Below are 20,663 nucleotides of genomic sequence, written 5' to 3' on the forward strand. Positions count from 1 at the left end.
TGCAGGCTAGGTGCCGAATTCAGGCGGCCGTGGCAAACGATGTGACATACGACGAACCGGGCGGCGGCGGCGGCGTCAGCGCCGAGTGCGTGAGCACCTCGTGACCGGTTTCCGTCACCAGCACCGTGTGCTCCCATTGGGCCGACAGGCTGCGATCGCGCGTCTTGACCGTCCACTGGTCGGGCATTGTGCGAATTTCACGCTTGCCTGCGTTGATCATCGGCTCGATGGTGAAGATCATGCCAGCCTGTAACTCAATGCCCGTTCCCTGACGGCCGTAATGCAGAATCTGGGGATCTTCGTGGAATACCTGACCGATGCCGTGGCCGCAGTATTCGCGCACAACGCTGTATCCCTGGGCTTCGGCATGCGTCTGGATCGCGTGACCGATGTCGCCCAGGTGCGCGCCCGGGCGAACCTGGTTGATGCCGAGCCACATGCATTCATACGTTACCTGCGCCAGGCGCTTCGCGAGAATCGTACCGTCGCCCACGATGAACATGCGGCTCGTGTCACCGAAATAGCCGTCCTTGATGACCGTGATATCGATGTTGAGCGCGTCGCCGTTCTTGAGCGTTTTGTCGCCGGGAATGCCGTGGCAAATCACGTCGTTCACGGAGATGCACGTCGCCTTGGGGTAGGGAGGGTAACCGGGGGGCTGGTAATTGAGCGGCGCTGGTACCGTGCCTTGCTCCTTGACCATGAACTCGTGGCAAAGACGGTCGAGTTCCCCGGTGGTCACGCCTGCACGCACGTGCGGCGTAATGAAATCAAGCACCTCGCTTGCCAGGCGGCAAGCAACGCGCATCATTTCGATGTCGTGGGCATTCTTGAGGGTGATGGCCATTGCGGAGTCGGGCAAATTGCGTAAATAGTGACGCATTATCGCATCAATGAGGGGTTTTGGCCTTGTCCGACGAGGATTTCGGAGCGTTCCGACGCTGAATTGCCGTGAATCCGATGACGTGCGTGAAACCGGTGCTGCGCACGCGCGCAGGCCGCGCAGATAGGGCATTCACGGTCTGTCATCGCAAGTTCACGTGCCGCTTGAGTGCCGGCGCACCCCGATGCTATAATCTCGGGCTAAGTCGAGGACGAGTTGTCAATAAGGTCAAGGGTTTCCCCTTGGTTTTTTGCGAGATTCGCCGAAGTTTTGGGGTGTTTAGCCCCAAAGTGGTGCCGAAAGGCGCCATTTTCGGTGGTCTTGAGCGGCAAGTCCGTCATCGGCTTGGAATTTTTGAAATCGCGGGCCGGCGCACCCAGGGTGTCCGATCTTCGCAGGCGGGTCATGCAAAGCTGTATGACAGTCTGACGAAACGGGTACGGCAGCCGGTCTAAGACCTAACCCTCACGGAGAATCACATGTCTGTCACGATGCGTCAGATGCTGGAAGCGGGCGTCCACTTTGGTCACCAAACCCGTTTCTGGAACCCCAAGATGGCCCCCTATATCTTCGGCCATCGCAACAAGATTCACATCATCAACCTCGAAAAGACGTTGCCGATGTACCAGGATGCACTGAAGTATGTGCGTCAACTGGCAGCAAACCGCGGCACGATCCTGTTCGTGGGCACGAAGCGTCAAGCGCGTGACATCGTTGCGGAAGCCGCAGCACGTGCCGGTATGCCTTACGTCAACAACCGTTGGCTGGGTGGCATGCTGACGAACTTCAAGACCCTGAAGTCGTCGATCAAGAAGCTCAAGGACATGGAGCAGGCTCTGGAAGCCGGCGAACAAGAGCGCATGAGCAAGAAGGAAGCGCTGCTGTTCGATCGCGAAATGGCCAAGCTGCAAAAGTCGATCGGTGGCGTGAAGGAAATGGGCGGCATGCCCGACGCCATTTTCGTCGTCGACGTCGGCTACCACAAGATCGCCATCACGGAAGCCAACAAGCTGGGCATTCCGGTGATCGCAGTGGTCGATACGAACCACTCGCCGGAAGGTGTGGATTACGTGATTCCGGGCAACGACGACTCGAGCAAGGCTGTCGAGCTGTACGTGCAAGGCGTTGCCGACGCGATCCTCGAAGGCCGTGCAAACGCCGTCAAGGAAGTCGTTGAAGCCGTTCGCGGCGAAGGCGACGAGTTCGTCGAAGTGAACGAAGAGGCGTAAGCGGCCACCGCTGCGTAACAAAAGGGGCTGCTTGTGGCGCCCCTTTTTTTTAGTCCGATTTCCCCGTGTGGGGTGTGCGGGCGCCAGGGGCGGGCAATGAGGCCGTCCTAGTGAAGCCCCCTCCCGACTGATTCGATATACAGGAGTAATGATATGCCGGCAATTACTGCAGCAATGGTGGGCGAACTGCGCGCCAAGACCGATGCGCCGATGATGGAATGCAAGAAGGCGCTGACCGAAGCCGACGGCGACATGGTCCGTGCTGAAGAAATCCTGCGTGTCAAGCTGGGTAGCAAGGCCAGCAAGGCCGCTAGCCGCATCACGGCTGAAGGCGTGATCTCGGCTTACATCGACGGCGGCAAGGGTGCCGTGGTCGAAATCAACTGCGAAACCGATTTCGTCTCGAAGAACGACGACTTCCTGAAGTTCGCCAACGACCTGGCCAAGCTGGTCGCCGAGAACAACCCGGCTGACGTCGCTGCCCTGTCGGCACTGCCGCTCGACGGCAAGACCGTCGACCAGGTGCGTGCCGACCTGATCGGCAAGATCGGCGAAAACATGACGATCCGTCGCTTCCAGCGCTACGAAACGTCGGGCAAGCTCGCCGCTTACCTGCACGGCACGCGCATCGGCGTGGTCGTCGAGTACGAAGGTGCGGACGCCGAAGTCGGCAAGAACGTCGCCATGCACATCGCCGCCATGAAGCCGGTGGCCGTGTCGGGTGACCAGGTGTCGCCGGAACTGATCGAAAAGGAACGCAAGGTTGCCGCAGAAAAGGCCGCCGAATCGGGCAAGCCGGCCGAGATCGTCGCCAAGATGGTGGAAGGCAGCGTGCAGAAGTTCCTGAAGGAAGTCTCGCTGTTCAACCAGACGTACGTGAAGGACGACAAGGCAACCGTCGAACAGATGCTCAAGGCCAACAACACGACGGTCAAGGGCTTCACCATGTACATCGTCGGCGAAGGCATCGAGAAGAAGCAAGACGACTTCGCTGCTGAAGTGGCTGCTCAGGTGGCCGCTGCAAAGCAGTCGTAATTCGCGCAGTACCGTAGTATCCGGGGGCGGCTGTGCCGTCCCCGTTGTTTCATCCAGAATACCCCCACAGTGCCCGACCAGACTCCTTAAGGACCGCCATGTCTACTCCTTACAAACGCGTACTTCTCAAGCTTTCTGGTGAAGCCCTCATGGGTGACGATTCGTTCGGCATCAATCGTGCAACCATCGAACGCATGGTTGGCGACATCGCCGAAGTCGTCCGCCTGGGCACGCAACTGGCCGTCGTGATCGGCGGTGGCAATATCTTCCGGGGTGTGGCAGGCGGCGCCGCCGGCATGGACCGGGCAACGGCCGACTACATGGGGATGCTTGCCACCATGATGAACGCGCTGGCGCTGCAAGACGCCATGCGTCACGCAGGCATCGAGGCGCGTGTGCAATCCGCGCTGCGCATGGACCAGGTCGTTGAGCCGTACATCCGTCCGCGCGCAATCCGTCAGCTCGAAGAGGGCAAAGTCGTGATCTTCGCCGCCGGTACGGGCAACCCGTTCTTCACGACCGACACGGCCGCCGCGTTGCGCGGCTCGGAAGTCGGCGCGGAAGTGGTGCTCAAGGCGACCAAGGTCGACGGTGTGTACTCGGCTGACCCCAAGAAGGATCCGAACGCTGTAAAGTACTCGACCATCAGCTTCGACGAGGCGATCTCGAAGAACCTGCAGGTCATGGACGCGACGGCTTTTGCCCTGTGCCGCGACCAGAAGATGCCGGTGCGCGTTTTCTCGATCGTGAAGCCGGGCGCGCTCAAGCACGTCATCCTCGGCGAAGACGAGGGAACGCTCGTCCACGTTTGAGTTCAAATTGCGGCGTCGGCGTGCATTGGCGCGCCGACGCCGTATCATTTATGTTTGCGTAACAAATTTCAAGGTTTGGAGGTTGCCATGAGCGTTGCTGACGTCAAAAAGAATGTCGAGCAGAAGATGACCAACTCGATCGAGTCGTTCAAGGGCCAACTGGCTAAAATCCGTACCGGTCGTGCACATACCGGGCTGCTCGACCACGTGCAGGTCGATTACTACGGTTCGATGGTGCCGATCAGCCAGGTCGCGAACGTGACGCTCGTCGACGCGCGTACGATCGGCGTTCAACCGTGGGAAAAGAACATGGTTGCCAAGGTCGAAAAGGCGATTCGCGAATCGGACCTCGGACTGAACCCGGCGACGCAAGGCGACCTGATTCGTGTGCCGATGCCCATGCTGACGGAAGAGCGTCGTCGCGAAATGACCAAGCTGGTCAAGAGCGAAGGGGAAGCCGCCAAGGTCGCCGTGCGTAACCTGCGTCGCGACGCGAACGATCAGGTCAAGAAGCTGGTGAAGGACAAGGAAGCGTCGGAAGACGATCAGCGTCGTTCGGATGACGACGTGCAGAAGTTGACCGACAAGTTCGTCGCAGAGATCGACAAGCTTGTTGCGCAGAAGGAAGCCGAGATCATGACGGTCTGAGTGCCTCGGCACTTACCGCAAGATCTCCGCAGACTTTCGCACTCGACTCCCGCGCCGTATCTCAATGGGTTTTCTAAGCTCTACGCTTTCTGCTCCCCAGACAGCGAGCATCCCGCGCCACGTCGCCATCGTTATGGATGGCAACGGGCGTTGGGCTACCAGTCGTAAATTACCTCGCGTCGCAGGGCACAAGCGTGGCGTCGATGCCGTGCGTGAAGCGGTGACGGCGTGTGCCGAACTCGGCGTCGAGTACCTGACCCTGTTCGCGTTCAGTTCCGAGAACTGGCGTCGTCCGCAGGATGAGGTCTCGACGCTGATGCAGTTGTTCATCCTGGCGCTCGAGCGCGAAGTGGGCAAGTTGCACAGCAACGGCATTCGACTGCGTGTGATTGGCGCACTCGAAGCGTTCGAGCCGCGTATTCAGGAACTTGTCCGGCGCGCGGAAGAACGTACCCAGGACAACAAAGGGCTGACCTTGACCATCGCTGCCAATTACGGCGGGCGCTGGGACATTCTCCAGGCAGCTCGAAAGCTCGCCGCCGCGCGTGTTGCGCAGGGCGGTGCAGCGGCGCTTGAGACATCGTTTTCTGAAGACGATCTCGCGCCTTATCTGAGCATGGCCTACGCGCCGGAGCCGGATCTCTTCATCCGCACCGGCGGCGATCAGCGCGTCAGTAATTTTCTGCTTTGGCAACTGGCGTACACTGAACTGTATTTCACCGAAGAATTCTGGCCGGACTTCAACGCCAACACGCTTAAACGGGCCGTCGCCGAGTTCCAGCAGCGCGAGCGCCGTTTCGGTCGTACCAGCGCACAAGTCCAGAACCCCTCGGGACAATCCGCCTGATGCTCAAGACACGCGTCATCACCGCTGTCGTACTTCTCGCCATTCTGTTGCCTGTGATCTTCGTCGGTACGCCGGCGCAGTTCGCGTTGCTCGCGGCCATTATTGTGGCGGCCGCCGGGTGGGAATGGGGTCGCCTTGTCGGGCTGAACGGCGCCGGCGCTATCTTCTATGGCGCACTCGCATTGCTGGGCGTCGGTATGACATGGGCTGGCGGGTGGACGCTGTCCTCGATCTGGCTCAAGCCCGCTGCGATTTTCTGGATTCTGGCCGGCCCATACACGCTTGCCCGCAAGCCGGCGACGCGAGGTGCCTGGCGCGGCCTGCTGCTGGTTGCCGGCCCCGTTCTGTTGATTGCGGCATGGCAAGCGCTTTGTCTCGCGCGTGAGCGCGGCGTGGCGTTTTTGCTGTCCGTACTTGTGATCGTCTGGTTGGCGGATACCGGTGCCTATTTTGCGGGCCGTGCCTTCGGCAAGCGCAAACTTGCACCGTCCATCAGTCCCGGCAAGTCGTGGGAAGGGGCGATCGGGGGATGGCTTCTGGTGCTTCTGGTTGCTGCGGTGGTATTCGTCAGCGGCCTGCAGGCCCCCACGATCGTGTCTTATCTCGCTGGCGCGCAAGGCTTGCTGGTCGGTGCTGTGACGCTGACGGTGCTGGTGGCCTTCTCGGTCGTGGGCGATTTGTTCGAATCTCAACTCAAGCGGCAAGCCGGCGTGAAGGATTCCAGTGCGCTGCTGCCCGGCCATGGCGGCGTGCTCGACAGAATCGACGCACTGCTTCCGGTGCTCCCGCTGGCTCTGCTCTTCGTCTGATCATGTCGCAACGTCTCTCCATTCTCGGCTCCACTGGCTCCATCGGCGTTAGCACGCTCGATGTCGTGGGTCGCCATCCCGACCGTTTTTCGGTCTACGCGCTGTCGGCGCACCGTAATCTGGACCGCCTTTTCGAGCAGTGTGTCGCCCATCGTCCGCAAGTGGCGGTCGTGGCCGATGCCGAAGGTGCGGCCGTATTGTCGGCGCGCCTGGTTCAGTCCGGTTTGAAGATCGACGTTGCCTACGGTCCGCAGGCACTCATCGATATCGCCGAGGCGGCGGAGCCGACGACAGTCGTCGCCGCCATTGTGGGCGCGGCCGGGCTTCAGTCGACGTTGGCAGCCGCGCGCGCGGGCAAGCGCATCCTGCTGGCGAACAAGGAGTCGCTGGTGCTCTCCGGTGCGCTGTTCATGGCGACCGCCGAGCGTGCCGGTGCAACGCTGTTACCGCTCGACAGCGAGCACAATGCCATCTTCCAATGCTTGCCGCAGGTTCCGTCCGAGAACCGCGCGACCACGCGCGGCGTGGAAAAGCTGGTGCTGACGGCGTCGGGCGGTCCGTTCCGCGAGCGCGAACTGGCATCGCTTGACGATGTGACGCCGGACGAGGCGTGCGCGCATCCGAATTGGGTCATGGGGCGCAAGATTTCGGTGGACTCCGCCAGCATGATGAACAAGGGGCTGGAAGTGATCGAAGCCCACTGGCTGTTCAATATGCCGCCGCAGAAGATCGAGGTGTTGATCCATCCGCAAAGCGTCATTCATTCGATGGCCACGTACACGGACGGCTCCACGCTGGCGCAACTCGGCAATCCCGATATGCGCACGCCGATCGCGCACGCGCTCGCCTTCCCTGATCGCGTAACGTCGGGCGTGGCTTCGCTCAATCTCGCGGATATCGGCAAGCTCACATTCGAGGCGCCGGATCTGCGTCGTTTCCCATGCCTGCGTCTGGCGTTCGATACGCTGCATCGCGGCGGCACCGCAGGTGCGCTGCTCAACGCATCCAATGAAATTGCCGTGGCGGCGTTCCTCGAAGGACGTATCCGGTTCACGGCGATCGCTCAGGTGGTCGAGCAGGTGCTCGACGCCTTGCCGGTGGGTGAGGCCACATCGCTCGATGTCGTGCTCGACGCTGACCGCCGTGCGCGGGAGCTGGCGGCGTCTATCGTCGCCCGGTTGCCCGCGCCGGCGCGTTCCTGACGCCGCTGATCATGTCGTAACCTCCCCGGGGCCTGTCCGCTCATGAATCTGCTGACCACGTTGCTTGCGTTCGCCATCGCCATTGGCGTTCTGGTGGTGTTCCATGAGTTGGGCCACTACACCGTCGCGCGGTTGTGCGGCGTGAAGGTGCTCCGGTTTTCTGTCGGGTTCGGTGCGCCGTTGCTCAAATGGACGATGGGCCGGGACCATACGGAGTGGACGGTTTGCGCGTTACCGCTCGGCGGTTATGTCCGCATGCTCGACGAACGCGACGAGACGCAGGTCGTGGCGCCCGAAGACCGCGCCAGGGCGTTCAACCGAAAATCGGTCTACCAACGTTTCGCCATCGTGGCGGCCGGGCCGGTCGCCAACTTCCTCCTTGCTATTGCCCTGTACGCCGGCCTGAACCTGGCAGGCGTGACCGAACCGGTCGCGCGCATTGCGTCGCCTGCGGCAGGAACCCTGGCCGCGCGTGCCGGCATGTCCGGCGGCGAGTTGATCACGGCGATCCGCGAGAGCGGGAGACATCCTGACGAGGCGGTTGGCGAAGAGGTCGCCGTCCGCTCCTGGGAGGACCTTCGCTGGCGTCTGGTCGACCCGATGATCGAAGGGCAGCGGGTGACACTGGTGGCCCGAACGCGCGATGGGCGAGCCGAATTCACGCTGGACGCAGCGGGACAACATTTCGACGCAGACGGCGAGCAGGACTTCATGCAGCGCCTGGGCCTCGTGCCGTCGGCGCGGGTCAAGGTCGGGCAGATCATGGCGGGCGGTGCGGCGGGCACTGCCGGGCTTCGCGTGGGTGACGAAATCACGGCTGTCGATGGGAGTCCCGTGACGTCGGCCAAGGGATTCGTGGATGCGGTGCGAGCCCATCCGGGTAAGCCGATGACGCTGACCGTGCGGCGAGACGGCAGCTTGCGCAGTGTCACGCTCACGCCGTTGGTGGACGCCGATCCGGCCGCAGGCGGTGCGCGTGTCGGCAAGATCGGGGCGGCGTTGGCGAGCCAGGTCGATTCGGTGACAGTTCGGTACGGGCTGTTCGAGGCGATCGGTCGAGGGGCGCAGCGTACGTGGGATGTGACGGCGTTCAGCGTTCGGATGTTTGGGAAGATGATCACCGGGCAGGCATCGCTGCGGAACTTGAGCGGGCCGGTCACGATTGCGGACTATGCCGGGCGTTCGGCGCGTCTCGGACTGGATTATTTCGTCGCCTTTCTGGCGCTTGTCAGCATTAGCCTGGGCGTATTGAATCTGTTGCCGATTCCGGTTTTGGACGGTGGCTATCTGTTATATTATGCGGTCGAAGCGATTACCGGTCGGGCAGTTTCCGAGCGGTGGCAGGGCGCGCTGCAACGAGTGGGCATCGTTTGCATCCTTGCGCTCTCTGCCGTAGCACTTTTCAACGACCTGTCGAAGTTGCTGCACTAGGACAGCGTCACGTGCCTGCCGGTCGCAGGCAAATCCGAGTTTTTACGATTCAATTGTTTCTTGGGGAAGCAAGTTGTCGAATAAATACCACCTTGTTCCGAAGACCCTGGTGATTGCGGTTCTGGCGGCACACAGTTTCCTGGCACGCGCCGTCGAGCCGTTCGTGGTCAAGGATATCCGAGTGGAGGGCTTGCAGCGCATCGAACCCGGTACCGTGTTCTCGTACCTGCCGGTCAAGCCGGGTGACAAGTTCAACGATGATAAGGGCACCGAAGCAATTCGTGCCCTTTATGCCACGGGCCTGTTCTCGGACGTGAGCGTTGAAGCGCAGGGCAGCGTGCTGGTGGTGCACGTCAACGAGCGTCCCGCAATTGCTTCCATTGACTTCCTCGGCATCAAGGAATTCGACAAAGACGGTTTGAAGAAGGCGTTGCGCTCGGTCGGCCTGACCGAAGGCCGCACCTTCGACCGCAACCTGCTGGACAAATCGGAGCAGGAACTCAAGCGTCAATATCTCACGCGCGGTTACTACGCTGCCGAAGTGAAGACGACGGTCACGCCGCTCGAGCGCAACCGTGTGGGCATCCAGTTCGCGGTGACGGAAGGCCCCAAGGCCACCATCCAGCAGATCAATTTCGTGGGTAACAAGGCGTTCTCCTCGTCGGACCTGATGTCCGAGATGGAACTGGGTACGCCGAACTGGCTGTCCTGGTATTCGAAGAACGATCTGTATTCCAAGGACAAGCTCACGGGCGACCTGGAAAAGCTTCGCTCGTTCTACCTGAATCGTGGTTACCTGGAATTCAACATCGACTCCACCGACGTCTCAATTACGCCGGACAAGGACGAGATGTTCCTCACCATCAATCTGCACGAAGGCGAGCCCTACAAGGTGTCGGATGTGAAGCTTTCGGGCGAGATGCTCGGCAAGCAGGACGACATCCAGAAGCTCGTGCAACTGAAGGCGGGCGATACGTTCTCCGCAGCCAAGCTGCAGGCCAGTACCAAGGCCATTTCGGACTTGCTCGGCAACTACGGTTTTGCGTTCGCGAACGTGAATGCGCAACCGACGATCGACCGCAACAACCACACCGTCGCGCTGACGATGACGATTGATCCGGGGCGTCGCGTGTATGTCCGCAAGATCAATATCGTGGGCAACTCGCGTACCCGTGACGAGGTGATTCGCCGTGAACTGCGCCAGCTCGAAAGCTCGTGGTACGACGCGGACCGTCTCAAGCTCTCGCAGGACCGTATCAACCGACTGGGCTACTTCACCGACGTCAACGTGACCACCGAGCCGGTCGCCGGATCGAACGACCAGGTCGATCTTCAGGTGAAGGTCGAAGAAAAGCCGACGGGTACCATCAACGTGGGTGCCGGCTTCTCGTCGACCGACAAGGTGGTGCTGCAGGCCGGTATCAGCCAGGACAACGTTTTCGGCTCGGGAACGTCGCTGTCGGTGAACGTGAACACCGGTAAGACGTACCGTACTCTGGCGGTCACGCAGGTCGATCCTTACTTCACGGTCGACGGTGTGAGCCGTATTACGGACATCTACTACCGCACGTATCAGCCGCTGCTGCTCACGAGCGATTCGGATTTCCGTATCAATACGCTCGGCGGCAACCTGAAGTTCGGTGTGCCGTTCTCCGAAGTCGATACGGTGTTCTTCGGTCTGGGCTTCGAACAGACGCGTCTGCACCTGACGAGCGACGGCACGACGCCGCAGCGTTATATCGACTACGCGAACCAGTTCGGCTATGTCAGCAACAACTATCCGCTGACGGTGGGTTGGTCGCGCGATTCGCGTGACAGCGCACTGATCCCGAACCGCGGTCATTATCAGCAAGCCAACCTTGAAATCGGTACGCCGATCGGGACGACCAAGTACTTCCGTGCGTACTACCAGCACCAGTACTACTACCCGGTGAGCCGCGGCTTCACGCTGGCGCTCAATGGTGAAGTCGGCTACGGTCACGGTCTGGGTGGCCAGCCGTTCCCGATCTTCAAGAACTACTTCGCCGGCGGTATCGGCTCGGTGCGTGGTTATGAACCGAGCTCGCTGGGTCCGAAGGATACCAACGGCGAACCGCTGGGTGGTGCATCGAAGCTGATCGGTAACATCGAACTTACGTTCCCGCTGCCGGGCACGGGTTATGACCGCACGCTCCGTATCTTCACTTTCCTCGACGGTGGTAACGTGTTCGATAACGGCCAGGCGATTACCTTCAATAACCTGCGCTATTCTTACGGTTTCGGTCTGTCGTGGATTTCACCGATTGGCCCGCTCAAGCTCTCGATGGGCTTCCCGCTCGTCAAGAAGACGGGCGACCAGTATCAGAAATTCCAGTTCCAGGTCGGTACGTCGTTCTAAAGACGACACGTCGACCGGTTCCGAACGTTTCATCGTTGTAAGGGGTAATACATTGAACGGTATCCGTAAGCATTGCCTTCGCGGCGTCGCCGCGGCGTTGCTGGCTGGTGCGGCTTTTGCTGCGTCGGCTCAGGATGCGCGCATCGCCGCTGTCAATTCGGATCGCATTCTGCGCGATTCCACGCCGGCCAAGGCTGCGCAGGCCAAACTCGAAGCCGAGTTCTCCTCGCGAGACAAGGCTCTGCAGGATATGGCCCAACGTCTCAAGGCGATGTCGGACAAGCTCGACAAGGACAATCCGACGTTGAGCGACGCCGAGCGCGCCAAGCGCCAGCGCGATCTGGCTGCGGCCGACACCGAGTTCCAGCGTAAGCAGCGCGAGTTTCGTGAAGACCTGAACCAGCGTCGCAACGAAGAACTCGCCGCAGTGCTCGATCGCGCCAATCGCGTGATCAAGCAAATCGCGGAGACGGACAAGTACGACCTGATCGTGCAGGAAGCGGTCTATGTCAGCCCGCGCATCGATATCACGGACAAGGTGCTCAAGACCCTGAACGCGAGTTCGGGCAGCACCAGCGGCAAGTGACGGGCGCGCAATCCAGGTCGGGAGCGTCGTCTGCCCCCGCCGTCACGCTCGCTCAGTTGATCGCTCGCTTCGGCGGCGATCTGGTGGGAAACGGCGAGGTTGCCATCGAAGGTCTGGCGCCGCTCGATCGGGCGGGCGCACGCCAACTCGCTTTCCTGTCCAATCCGCTTTATCTCGCGGAAGTGCCGAATTCAGGCGCCGCCGCGGTCATTCTCTCCAAAGCCGATTTCGACAAGCTACCGACGCATGAGGGCCGTGCGTGGATCATCGCGCCGAATCCCTACGCTTACTTCGCGCGTGTCGCGCAGATGTTTGCGCAGGCCGCAGCGCCGGTGCCGTCGGCAGGCGTTCATCCGAGTGCCACGGTCGATCCCTCTGCTGTGGTCCCCGCGTCGTGTGTGATTGGGCCGAACGTCGTGATCGAGGCGGGCGTGCGTCTGGGCGAACGCGTTCGGTTGATGGCCAATGTGTTTGTCGGTCGCGATACGACGCTGGGCGACGACGTACTCGTCTATCCAAACGTGACGCTCTATCACACGACCGTCATCGGTGCGCGCTGCGTGATTCACGCGGGCGCCGTGATCGGCTCCGATGGGTTCGGCTTTGCGCCGGATTTCTCTGCCACGGGCGGCGAGTGGGTGAAAATTCCGCAGGTCGGCCGGGCGGTGATCGAAGATGATGTCGAGATCGGGGCGTCCACGTCGATCGATCGTGGCGCCATGGCCGATACGGTCATCGAACACGGGTGCAAGATCGATAACCAGGTGCAGATTGCGCACAACGTGCGTGTCGGCGCCTTCACCGTGATTGCTGCATGCACGGGCATTGCCGGCAGTAGCACGATCGGAAAATTCTGCATGTTGGGAGGCAACGTCGGCATTGCCGGACACGTGACGCTTGGAGACAAAGTCATCGTGACCGCCAAGTCGGGGGTGTCCAAGTCGCTTCCCGGCCCGGGCACCTATACCAGCGCATTTCCGGCGATTCCGAACGCCGAATGGAACAAAAACGCGGCCATCATGCGCAATCTGGACAAGATGCGCGAGCGCGTGCGACAACTTGAAGCGAAGGTCAAGGACCTGCAAGACAAATGAGCGAGACCACTATCAATATCGACATCCACAAGATCATGAAGCTGCTGCCGCATCGGTACCCGATGCTGATGGTGGATCGTGTGATCGGGTTGGAGCCGCACAAAAATATCAAGGTCATCAAGAACGTCACGATCAATGAGCCGTACTTCACTGGCCATTACCCGCAGCGACCGGTCATGCCGGGCGTGCTGATCGTCGAAGCGCTGGCGCAGGCCGCTGCGCTGCTCACGTTCTCGGACGAACCCGTTCACGACGAAAACACGCTGTATTATTTCGTCGGTATCGAGAACGTTCGATTCAAGCGTCCGGTCGAACCGGGCGATCAACTCATCCTCTCGGTTGACTTCATCAGCCACAAGCGCGGCTTTTTCAAGTTCAAGGGTGTGGCAACGGTGGATGGCAAGCTTGCTGCCGAAGCCGAGTTCATGTGCATGGTCAAGAAAAACGGCGAATAACCGGAACCAAGACGCTCATGACGAACATTCATTCCACTGCAGTCGTCGATCCGAAGGCGCAACTGGCGAGCGACGTCGTCGTTGGTCCGTACGCGATTGTCGGTCCGAACGTGACGATCGGCGCGGGTTCGCAAATTCTCGCGCATACGGTCGTCGACGGTCACACGACGTTGGGCGAGGGCAACAAGATCGGCCCGTTCGCATCGATCGGCGGGAATCCGCAGGATATGAAGTACGCGGGCGAGCCGACCAAGCTCGTCATCGGTGATCGCAACACCATCCGTGAATTCACGACCATCCACACCGGCACGGTGCAGGACGGTGGCCTGACGAGTGTCGGCAACGACAACTGGATCATGGCTTATGTGCACATCGCGCACGATTGCCATGTGGCCAATCACACGGTGTTCTCGAGCAACGCGCAACTGGCCGGGCACGTTCATGTCGACGACTGGGCAATCATCGGCGGTATGACCGGCGTGCATCAGTTTGTGCGCATTGGCGCCCACTCGATGGTGGGTGGTGCGTCGGTGCTGGTGCAGGACGTTCCGCCATTTGTCATTGCGTCGGGCGACCGCGCCGTGCCCTACGGTATCAACGTCGAGGGGCTTCGCCGTCGTGGCTTCAGCGCCGATGCGATTACGGCGTTGCGCCATGCGTACAAGCTCCTTTACAAGAGCGGGTTGACACTCGACGAGGCGAAGGTGCAGATTGAAGCCTTCGGCAATGCCGGTGCACCGGACGTTTTCGAGGCGGTGCGCGCACTGCTCGACTTCCTCAACGCAAGCACGCGCGGTATCGTGCGCTGACCTATGTCGCCGACTCTTCCCGGCGCCGGCCAGCGAACCCTGGCGATGGTGGCCGGGGAGCTGTCAGGCGATCTCATTGCCGGCAACGTGCTTGCCGGTCTCAAGCAGAGCCTTCCCTCCGACATTGCATACGCTGGTGTCGGTGGCCCGCACATGGCGGAAGAGGGCTTCGATGCCTATTGGCCCATCGACAAGCTCTCCGTCATGGGCTACGTCGAAGTCATCAAGCATCTGCGCGAAATCCTTTCGATCCGCAAGCAACTGCGCGAGCGCTGGTTGGCTGAGAAGCCGCTGGCGTTCGTCGGTTTCGATGCGCCCGATTTCAATTTCGATCTCGAAATCAAGCTGCGCGAGGCAGGCATTCCCACGATTCACTTCGTGAGTCCGTCGATTTGGGCGTGGCGCGGCGGACGGATCAAGAAGATCAAGCGCGCGGTCGATCACATGCTGTGCTTGTTTCCCTTCGAGCCAGAGATCTATCACCGTGCCGGCATCGACGCGACGTTTGTCGGCCACCCGATGGCCGACAAGATTCCGATGGTGCCGGATGTCGTGGGGGCGCGAGCCAAGCTTGGGCTCGTCGGTGATGGGCCGGTCGTCGCGATTCTGCCGGGCAGCCGTACTTCCGAGGTGCAACGACTGACACCGGTGTTCTTCGCGGCCATGCGTTTGCTTGCTGCACGAAATCCCTCGATTCGGTTCGTATTGCCGGCGGCCACGCCGCGTCTGCGTACGTTGATGCAGCCGATTTTCGATGCACATAGCGACCTTCATCTCACGGTCATCGATGGACGTGCACCGCTCGCGTTGGAGGCTGCCGACAGCGTATTGCTCGCCAGCGGAACGGCAACGCTCGAAGCGGCGCTGTACAAGAAACCGATGGTGATCTCGTACAAGGTGCCCTGGCTGACTGCGCAGATCATGAAGCGGCAGGGGTATTTGCCGTACGTGGGTTTGCCCAATATTCTGTGCGGAGAGTTCGTCGTGCCGGAGCTGTTGCAGCATTTCGCAACGCCGCAAGCGCTGGCGGACGCCGTATGGCAGCAACTGACCGATCCCGCGCTTCGCGAATCTTTGCAGGCGCGCTTCACGAAGATCCATGAACAGCTTCGTCAGAACACGGCGGCACGTTCGGCAGAGGTGATCGAGCGCGTGCTGAGGGAAAAGGGGCGGATATGACCGAAGACGTTAAGGTGCGTCGTACCATGCGCAAATCGACGTCTGGCGATGGCGCATCACCTGCCTCCGCGTCGGGCACCCGTGCACGCGCGAAGGCGACACCGCCGCAAATGGTGTTCGACCTGTTTGCCGACGTCGCCCCCGAATTGACTTGCGGCGTGGACGAGGTCGGCCGCGGGCCGCTTGCCGGTCCCGTCGTCACGGCGGCCGTCATTCTCGATCCGTCGCGTCCGATCAAGGGGCTTGCCGATTCGAAGAAGCTGACGGCGCTGCGTCGCGAAGCGCTCTATGAGGAAATCGTCGAGCGGTCGCTGGCGTTTTGTATCGCCGAGGCGAGCGTGGCGGAGATCGATTCGCTGAATATCCTCCATGCCACCATGCTTGCAATGCAACGCGCGGTACGCGGGTTGTCGCGTGTGCCGACGCTCGCGCTCATTGACGGCAATCGTTGCCCGGTCTTGCCGATGCGTGCCGAGGCCGTCATCAAGGGCGACGACAAGGTGCCGGCGATTTCGGCGGCATCGATTCTGGCGAAGGTCGCGCGCGATCGTCAGTTGGCCGCACTGCATGACGAATTTCCGCAGTATGGTTTCGACGAGCACGTTGGCTACGGCACCCCCAGGCATCTCGAAGCCTTGCGTACGCATGGTCCGAGTCCACACCATCGGCAGTCGTTCGCGCCGGTGCGTGAGGCGTTTGAAATTTTCGGCACGCTTACGGTGTCACGCGCGGTCCGTTCGTCATGAAGCTCATCAGTTCCAAAGACAACCCGTTCTACAAGCGTCTGAAGCAACTGGCGCAGTCGAATCAGCAGCGTCGCAAGGTGGGGCAGACGCTGCTCGAAGGCGTGCACCTGGCCGACGCTTATCTCGGCACGCTGGGGCAGCCGCTAGTTTGCGTGGCGGCGGAATCGGCGTTGGAGAACGACGAGGTCGAGCAGATCTGGGCGCGCGTCGAGGCGGATCGCCGCGTATGCCTGCCTGCGGCGTTGTTCGAGCCGCTATCGACACTCGTCAACGGTGTCTCGCTGCTGTTCGTCGTGGAAATGCCGTCCGGCCATTTGCCCGCGTCGCAGACGACAGACTGCGTCATTCTCGACGCGGTGCAAGACGCGGGTAACGTTGGCTCCATTCTACGAAGTGCGGCAGCGGCGGGGGTGCGCGACGTGTACTGCATGTCCGGTACGGCGCTCACATGGTCGAGCAAAGTGCTGCGCGCCGGGATGGGGGCGCATTTCTCGTTGAATATCGTCGAGCATTGCACGCCGGATTCGCTTGCGCCGCGCCTTGCGGTGCCGTTGCTGGCGACCAGCTTGCAGGCGAGCACGTCGCTTTACGCGCAGGATTTGCGCACGCCGGTGGCCTGGGTGTTCGGTAACGAAGGGGCGGGGGTGTCGCCGCACTGGCTCGAACGGGTGCAGACACCTGTTCGCATCCCGCAGCCGGGCGGCATGGAGTCGCTGAATGTTGCGGCGTGTGCGGCGATCTGTCTATTCGAAGCGGTGCGTCAGCGCTTGTCCTGACCCTGCGTGCCGTGCTCAGCAAAAAGGGACGCCTTGGGCGTCCCTTTTTGCTTTCGGGTTTGGCGGTGCATCAGTAGACGTCGCGCTCCAACTTGATTTCCTGCAGGATCGTCGTTGCGATCTCTTCGATCGACTTGTGCGTAGACGACAGCCACTTGATGCCTTCGCGGCGCATCATCGCTTCGGCTTCGTTGACTTCATAGCGGCAGTTCTCCAGCGATGCGTACTTGCTGCCCGGACGCCGCTCGTTACGGATCTCGGAGAGGCGTTGGGGATCGATGGAAAGTCCGAAAATCTTGTCCTTGTACTGATCGAGCGTGGACGGCAGTTTCTCGCGCTCGAAGTCGTCCGGGATCAACGGGTAGTTCGCCGCCTTCACGCCGTATTGCATGGCGAGATACAACGTTGTCGGCGTCTTTCCGCTGCGCGACACCCCGACAAGAATGACATCGGCACTTTGCAGATTCTTGTTGGACTGCCCGTCGTCGTGCGCCAGTGAAAAGTTCACCGCCTCGATCCGGTTCTTGTACGCCTCGCTGTCTGCGTTCTGATGCACGCGGCCGATGGCATGCATGGACTTGAGCCCCAACTCCAGTTCCAGCGGTTCGATGAACGTCTGGAACATGTCGAGGATGACGCCCTGGCAATTGCGCAGAATCTCGTTCGCGCGCGCGTCCACCAACGTGCTGAAAATGATCGGACGGACGCCGTCGGTCCGATACATTTCATTGATCCGTTGCGCCGTTTCATAGGCTTTATCGACGGAATCCACGAACGGTACGCGAATCTGACGGAAACGCATCTCGAACTGCGCAAGAATCGAATGCGCGAAGGTTTCCGCCGTGATCCCCGTGCCGTCCGACACGATGAAAACGGGTCGTGCGGTGACCGGTTTGGCCGCGGCGGCGGGGGTGCCCGGGGCGGGCGTCGGGGAATTTCCGGGAGTGGAGGCTTCGCTCATGCGCAGAATCGCAAAATGGTGCATTGCACGGTAGAATAGCGGCAACTTGTTGGATAAGCAATTGCGCGTCCATCGCATTCCGTTCCCGGTCAGCCCCGTCTGACGGGGCGTTTCGGGAAGCGGCGATGGCTTGGCGCAGGTCGTCGGGCGCTAGCCCCTGGTACTCGACGATGCTCCGGCGTGAGCAAAGCGCGATTCCTTATCCAACAGGTCGACCGGCCCGTGTCAGTCCCAGCCGGTCCTCCGAGAATTTTTTTTCTTACCTTAGGGGCTTTTATGACTAACGCAGCACACAACGGCGCCTACGTGGTGCCGTTTGAGCATCTGCGCATGACCGACGTCGAGTCGGTCGGCGGCAAGAATGCATCGCTTGGCGAAATGATCAGCCAGCTGGCTAACGCAGGGGTTCGCGTGCCGGGCGGCTTCGCCACGACGTCTTTCGCATTCCGCGAGTTCCTCCAGCACAACAATCTGACCGAGCGTGTCGCCAAGCGTCTCGAGGGCCTCGACGTCGACAACGTCAAGGCGCTCGCAGAGGCAGGTGCCGAAATCCGTCAATGGATCGTCGACGCGCCGCTGCAACCGCAGCTCGAGAAGGAGATTCGCGAGCAGTTCGCGCGCATCAGCGCCGACCAGCCGGACGCCTCGTTCGCCGTGCGCTCGTCGGCCACCGCCGAAGACCTGCCGGACGCTTCGTTCGCCGGTCAGCAGGAAAGCTATCTGAACGTCGTCGGTATCGACGACGTGCTCGATCGCATGAAGCACGTGTTCGCGTCCCTGTACAACGATCGCGCGATTTCGTATCGCGTTCACAAGGGCTTCACGCACGCCGAAGTGGCGCTGTCGGCCGGCGTGCAGCGCATGGTGCGTTCGGACTGCGGCGCATCGGGCGTGATGTTCACGATCGACACCGAGTCGGGTTTCCAGGACGTCGTATTCATCACGGCCAGCTACGGTCTGGGTGAGACGGTCGTGCAAGGTGCCGTGAATCCGGACGAATTCTACGTCTTCAAGCCCACGCTCAACGCCGGCAAGTATCCGATCATCCGCCGCACGCTGGGGTCCAAGCTCGTCAAGATGGAATTCACCCAGCCGGGCGAACCGGGCCGTGTGAAGACCATCGATGTGCCGATGGAGTTGCGCAACCGCTACTCGATCACGGACGACGATTGCGTCGAACTGGCCAAGTTCGCGCTGATCATCGAAAAGCACTACGGTCGTCCGATGGACATCGAGTGGGGCAAGGATGGTAAGGATGGCAAGATCTACATCCTCCAGGCGCGTCCGGAAACGGTGAAGAGCCAGTCGGCCGGCAAGGCCGAGCAACGTTTCAAGCTCAAGGGCGATGCCCCGGTGCTGGCCACGGGCCGTGCAATCGGCCAGAAGATCGGCGCCGGTCCCGTGCGCGTGATCATGGATCCGAGCGAGATGGAACGTGTGCAGCCGGGCGACGTGCTGGTTGCCGACATGACCGACCCGAACTGGGAGCCGGTCATGAAGCGTGCGTCGGCAATCGTGACCAACCGCGGTGGCCGTACGTGCCACGCGGCCATCATCGCGCGTGAGCTCGGTGTGCCGGCCGTTGTGGGTTGCGGCGATGCGACCGAAGTCCTCAAGGACGGCGCACTCGTGACCGTTTCGTGCGCAGAAGGCGACGAAGGCAAGATTTACGACGGTCTGCTCGAGACCGAAGTGACCGAGATCCAGCGCGGTGAAATGCCGAAGATCCCGGTGAAGATCACGATGAACGTGGGCAACCCCCAGCTGGCCTTCGATTTCGCGCAACTGCCGAACAGCGGTGTGGGTCTGGCGCGTCTGGAATTCATCATCAACAACAACATTGGTGTGCATCCGCGCGCCATCCTCGAGTACCCGAACATCGACGCCGACCTGAAGAAGGCGGTCGAGTCGGTCGCTCGCGGTCATGCCTCGCCGCGCGCGTTCTACGTCGACAAGCTCGCCGAGGGCGTCGCCACGATTGCGGCGGCTTTCTACCCGAAGAGCGTGATCGTGCGTCTGTCGGACTTCAAGTCGAACGAGTACAAGAAGCTTATCGGTGGTTCGCGCTACGAGCCGGATGAAGAGAACCCGATGCTGGGCTTCCGTGGCGCCTCGCGCTACATTTCGGAAGACTTTGCCGAAGCGTTCGAAATGGAGTGCCGTGCCCTCAAGCGTGTGCGCGACGAGATGGGCCTGACGAACGTGGAAATCATGGTGCCGTTCGTGCGTACGCTGGGCCAGGCCGAGCGCGTGGTCAACATGCTGGCCGGGTATGGCCTGAAGCGTGGCGAGAACGGTCTCAAGCTCATCATGATGTGCGAAGTGCCGTCGAACGCGATTCTGGCAGACCAGTTCCTTGAGTACTTCGATGGCTTCTCGATTGGTTCGAACGACTTGACGCAGCTCACGCTGGGTCTGGATCGCGACTCGGGCATGGAGTTGCTGGCGAAGGACTTCGACGAGCGCGATCCGGCAGTGCAGTTCATGCTGAGCCGTGCCATCAAGGCGTGTCTGTCCAAGGGCAAGTACGTCGGCATCTGCGGGCAGGGCCCGTCGGACCATCCGGATCTGGCCGAATGGCTGGTGAAGGAAGGCATTGTGTCCATGTCGCTCAACCCGGACACCGTGGTTGAAACGTGGCAGCAGCTTGCCAAGGTGACGAAGTAATCGGTCACACGAAACGTCTGAAATAGGACGCGTCCGAGCAGCATCTCGGACGCAGCTGAAAAGTGCGGCAACCCTTGGGAAGCCCGCGCCGATCAGTGGGTTTCATGCTATAAACCC

The 20,663-nt window shown here is 61.0% G+C and carries 19 protein-coding genes; 17 read left to right on the plus strand and 2 right to left on the minus strand.

Annotated features, from left to right (window positions below):
• Nucleotides 1-19: 19 nt before the first annotated feature.
• Nucleotides 20-883, minus strand: coding sequence for a type I methionyl aminopeptidase (gene map / locus PCA31118_RS19375; protein WP_150626707.1), 864 nt, complete (start codon nucleotides 881-883; stop codon nucleotides 20-22).
• A gap of 479 nt (nucleotides 884-1,362) precedes the next feature.
• Between map and rpsB the strand changes: the two genes are divergently transcribed.
• The 16 genes from rpsB to PCA31118_RS19455 all read left to right on the plus strand — a co-directional run bounded on the left by rpsB (nucleotide 1,363) and on the right by PCA31118_RS19455 (nucleotide 16,918).
• Entirely contained in the window at nucleotides 1,363-2,112 is a 750-nt protein-coding gene (rpsB, locus tag PCA31118_RS19380; RefSeq protein WP_039398738.1) for a 30S ribosomal protein S2, read from the plus strand.
• A 153-nt stretch (nucleotides 2,113-2,265) separates the two neighbouring features.
• The gene (gene tsf, locus PCA31118_RS19385; RefSeq protein WP_044455585.1) at nucleotides 2,266-3,147 is read left to right on the plus strand and encodes a translation elongation factor Ts; all 882 of its coding nucleotides are present in this window, start codon (nucleotides 2,266-2,268) and stop codon (nucleotides 3,145-3,147) included.
• Between the two features lie 98 nt (nucleotides 3,148-3,245).
• Nucleotides 3,246-3,959, plus strand: a complete 714-nt coding sequence (gene pyrH, locus PCA31118_RS19390; RefSeq protein WP_044455586.1) for a UMP kinase — start codon at nucleotides 3,246-3,248, stop codon at nucleotides 3,957-3,959.
• A gap of 87 nt (nucleotides 3,960-4,046) precedes the next feature.
• Entirely contained in the window at nucleotides 4,047-4,607 is a 561-nt protein-coding gene (gene frr, locus PCA31118_RS19395) for a ribosome recycling factor (RefSeq protein WP_044455587.1), read from the plus strand.
• Nucleotides 4,608-4,671: 64 nt separating this feature from the next.
• Entirely contained in the window at nucleotides 4,672-5,454 is a 783-nt protein-coding gene (gene uppS, locus PCA31118_RS19400) for a polyprenyl diphosphate synthase (protein WP_150626708.1), read from the plus strand.
• Nucleotides 5,454-6,263, plus strand: coding sequence for a phosphatidate cytidylyltransferase (locus PCA31118_RS19405; protein WP_150626709.1), 810 nt, complete (start codon nucleotides 5,454-5,456; stop codon nucleotides 6,261-6,263). Before uppS ends, PCA31118_RS19405 begins: the two co-directional genes overlap by 1 nt.
• A gap of 2 nt (nucleotides 6,264-6,265) precedes the next feature.
• Nucleotides 6,266-7,465, plus strand: a complete 1,200-nt coding sequence (gene ispC / locus PCA31118_RS19410) for a 1-deoxy-D-xylulose-5-phosphate reductoisomerase (RefSeq protein WP_150626710.1) — start codon at nucleotides 6,266-6,268, stop codon at nucleotides 7,463-7,465.
• 42 nt (nucleotides 7,466-7,507) lie between these two features.
• Nucleotides 7,508-8,896: an RIP metalloprotease RseP gene (gene rseP, locus PCA31118_RS19415; protein WP_150626711.1), complete on the plus strand. Its 1,389-nt coding sequence runs from the start codon at nucleotides 7,508-7,510 to the stop codon at nucleotides 8,894-8,896.
• 73 nt (nucleotides 8,897-8,969) lie between these two features.
• Nucleotides 8,970-11,273, plus strand: coding sequence for an outer membrane protein assembly factor BamA (bamA, locus tag PCA31118_RS19420; RefSeq protein WP_174990533.1), 2,304 nt, complete (start codon nucleotides 8,970-8,972; stop codon nucleotides 11,271-11,273).
• Nucleotides 11,274-11,325: 52 nt separating this feature from the next.
• Nucleotides 11,326-11,859: an OmpH/Skp family outer membrane protein gene (locus tag PCA31118_RS19425; RefSeq protein WP_425495381.1), complete on the plus strand. Its 534-nt coding sequence runs from the start codon at nucleotides 11,326-11,328 to the stop codon at nucleotides 11,857-11,859.
• Complete coding sequence (gene lpxD / locus PCA31118_RS19430) at nucleotides 11,856-12,953, plus strand: UDP-3-O-(3-hydroxymyristoyl)glucosamine N-acyltransferase (protein WP_150626713.1); 1,098 nt, start codon at nucleotides 11,856-11,858, stop codon at nucleotides 12,951-12,953. The genes PCA31118_RS19425 and lpxD overlap by 4 nt, the downstream gene beginning before the upstream one ends.
• A complete protein-coding gene (gene fabZ / locus PCA31118_RS19435) occupies nucleotides 12,950-13,408 on the plus strand; it encodes a 3-hydroxyacyl-ACP dehydratase FabZ (RefSeq protein WP_150626714.1) in 459 nt (152 codons plus the stop codon). The genes lpxD and fabZ overlap by 4 nt, the downstream gene beginning before the upstream one ends.
• Nucleotides 13,409-13,425: 17 nt before the next feature.
• Nucleotides 13,426-14,217 carry an acyl-ACP--UDP-N-acetylglucosamine O-acyltransferase gene (gene lpxA, locus PCA31118_RS19440; RefSeq protein ID WP_150626715.1) on the plus strand — a complete coding sequence of 264 codons (792 nt, stop codon included), beginning with the start codon at nucleotides 13,426-13,428 and terminating at the stop codon, nucleotides 14,215-14,217.
• A gap of 3 nt (nucleotides 14,218-14,220) precedes the next feature.
• Nucleotides 14,221-15,396, plus strand: coding sequence for a lipid-A-disaccharide synthase (gene lpxB / locus PCA31118_RS19445; protein WP_174990534.1), 1,176 nt, complete (start codon nucleotides 14,221-14,223; stop codon nucleotides 15,394-15,396).
• A 110-nt stretch (nucleotides 15,397-15,506) separates the two neighbouring features.
• Nucleotides 15,507-16,142 carry a ribonuclease HII gene (gene rnhB, locus PCA31118_RS19450; protein WP_174990540.1) on the plus strand — a complete coding sequence of 212 codons (636 nt, stop codon included), beginning with the start codon at nucleotides 15,507-15,509 and terminating at the stop codon, nucleotides 16,140-16,142.
• On the plus strand, nucleotides 16,139-16,918 hold the full coding sequence (locus PCA31118_RS19455) for a TrmH family RNA methyltransferase (RefSeq protein ID WP_150626717.1): 780 nt from the start codon (nucleotides 16,139-16,141) through the stop codon (nucleotides 16,916-16,918). Before rnhB ends, PCA31118_RS19455 begins: the two co-directional genes overlap by 4 nt.
• 70 nt (nucleotides 16,919-16,988) lie before the next feature.
• Here PCA31118_RS19455 and ppsR read toward each other — a convergent pair whose 3' ends face one another.
• Nucleotides 16,989-17,879 (minus strand): posphoenolpyruvate synthetase regulatory kinase/phosphorylase PpsR, encoded by an 891-nt coding sequence (ppsR, locus tag PCA31118_RS19460; RefSeq protein ID WP_150626718.1) that lies wholly within the window; start codon nucleotides 17,877-17,879, stop codon nucleotides 16,989-16,991.
• A 276-nt stretch (nucleotides 17,880-18,155) separates the two neighbouring features.
• Between ppsR and ppsA the strand changes: the two genes are divergently transcribed.
• On the plus strand, nucleotides 18,156-20,546 hold the full coding sequence (ppsA, locus tag PCA31118_RS19465) for a phosphoenolpyruvate synthase (RefSeq protein ID WP_150626719.1): 2,391 nt from the start codon (nucleotides 18,156-18,158) through the stop codon (nucleotides 20,544-20,546).
• Nucleotides 20,547-20,663: the final 117 nt, after the last annotated feature.

Source organism: Pandoraea captiosa (genome assembly GCF_902459775.1).
GTDB classification, from domain to species: domain Bacteria; phylum Pseudomonadota; class Gammaproteobacteria; order Burkholderiales; family Burkholderiaceae; genus Pandoraea; species Pandoraea captiosa.

Excerpts from the sequence above, each read along its gene's own strand:
- map (WP_150626707.1), bottom strand. The coding sequence starts at position 883 with ATGCGTCACTATTTACGCAATTTGCCCGACTCCGCAATGGCCATCACC.
- rpsB (WP_039398738.1), top strand. The coding sequence starts at position 1,363 with ATGTCTGTCACGATGCGTCAGATGCTGGAAGCGGGCGTCCACTTTGGT.
- tsf (WP_044455585.1), top strand. The coding sequence starts at position 2,266 with ATGCCGGCAATTACTGCAGCAATGGTGGGCGAACTGCGCGCCAAGACC.
- pyrH (WP_044455586.1), top strand. The coding sequence starts at position 3,246 with ATGTCTACTCCTTACAAACGCGTACTTCTCAAGCTTTCTGGTGAAGCC.
- frr (WP_044455587.1), top strand. The coding sequence starts at position 4,047 with ATGAGCGTTGCTGACGTCAAAAAGAATGTCGAGCAGAAGATGACCAAC.
- uppS (WP_150626708.1), top strand. The coding sequence starts at position 4,672 with ATGGGTTTTCTAAGCTCTACGCTTTCTGCTCCCCAGACAGCGAGCATC.
- PCA31118_RS19405 (WP_150626709.1), top strand. The coding sequence starts at position 5,454 with ATGCTCAAGACACGCGTCATCACCGCTGTCGTACTTCTCGCCATTCTG.
- ispC (WP_150626710.1), top strand. The coding sequence starts at position 6,266 with ATGTCGCAACGTCTCTCCATTCTCGGCTCCACTGGCTCCATCGGCGTT.
- rseP (WP_150626711.1), top strand. The coding sequence starts at position 7,508 with ATGAATCTGCTGACCACGTTGCTTGCGTTCGCCATCGCCATTGGCGTT.
- fabZ (WP_150626714.1), top strand. The coding sequence starts at position 12,950 with ATGAGCGAGACCACTATCAATATCGACATCCACAAGATCATGAAGCTG.
- lpxA (WP_150626715.1), top strand. The coding sequence starts at position 13,426 with ATGACGAACATTCATTCCACTGCAGTCGTCGATCCGAAGGCGCAACTG.
- lpxB (WP_174990534.1), top strand. The coding sequence starts at position 14,221 with ATGTCGCCGACTCTTCCCGGCGCCGGCCAGCGAACCCTGGCGATGGTG.
- rnhB (WP_174990540.1), top strand. The coding sequence starts at position 15,507 with ATGGTGTTCGACCTGTTTGCCGACGTCGCCCCCGAATTGACTTGCGGC.
- PCA31118_RS19455 (WP_150626717.1), top strand. The coding sequence starts at position 16,139 with ATGAAGCTCATCAGTTCCAAAGACAACCCGTTCTACAAGCGTCTGAAG.
- ppsR (WP_150626718.1), bottom strand. The coding sequence starts at position 17,879 with ATGAGCGAAGCCTCCACTCCCGGAAATTCCCCGACGCCCGCCCCGGGC.
- ppsA (WP_150626719.1), top strand. The coding sequence starts at position 18,156 with ATGACTAACGCAGCACACAACGGCGCCTACGTGGTGCCGTTTGAGCAT.